The organism is Methylobacterium sp. WL116 (genome assembly GCF_008039455.1).
GTDB lineage: Bacteria > Pseudomonadota > Alphaproteobacteria > Rhizobiales > Beijerinckiaceae > Methylobacterium.
Genome location: NZ_VRUV01001059.1, coordinates 1 through 617, shown reverse-complemented (window position 1 = coordinate 617; position 617 = coordinate 1). Strand labels below are relative to the sequence as shown.

The following is a 617-nucleotide window of genomic DNA, read 5'->3' as shown; positions in this document are numbered from 1 at the left end:
GGCCAGGAGCACGCCGACGGCGAGGATCGAAACGGCCGCCAGCGCCGCCCGCTCGCGCAGGGCCGCGGCGGGCGCGGAGGCCTTCATCGCCCGCGCCGCGAGCATCATCGCCCCGGCGAAGACGAGGTAGAACGCCATCTCGTAGTTCAGCGTCCAGCCGAGATCGAGGATCGGGAACGGGTAGTCCGGCCCGAAGCCGCGGGTGTCGAACGGGATGAACAGGTACGAGGTCGCCACGTCCGCCAGGCTCGGCGCGGCGGCCTGGCCGGCGGCGGCCGCGGCCAGCAGGACGACGAGGCGCAGCGTGAGCGCGAACCAGTACAGCGGCACGATCCGCAGCAGGCGGCGCTTGAGGAAGCGCGCGGCGCCCCCGGGCGCGCCGAACAGCGGCTCGGACGCGTAGACGATGATGAAGCCGGAGATGACGAAGAACAGGTCGACGCCGGCCCCGAGCGGCAGGGCGGCGAAGCGCGGCATGGCGAGGCCGCGCGCCTCCGCCTGGAGCGCGAGCAGGAGCTCGGCATGGAGCAGGACGACCATCACCGCCGCCACCGCCCGCAGGATCTGCACGCCGTCGAGGCGGTGAAGGCGCCCCGGCGCCGGCCGATCGAGGGCGC

At 74.4% G+C, this 617-nt stretch carries 1 protein-coding gene; it reads right to left on the bottom strand.

The features are described from left to right. The coding region (locus tag FV223_RS29390; protein WP_348644843.1) for an acyltransferase family protein at positions 1–617 on the bottom strand (617 nt) is incomplete at both ends.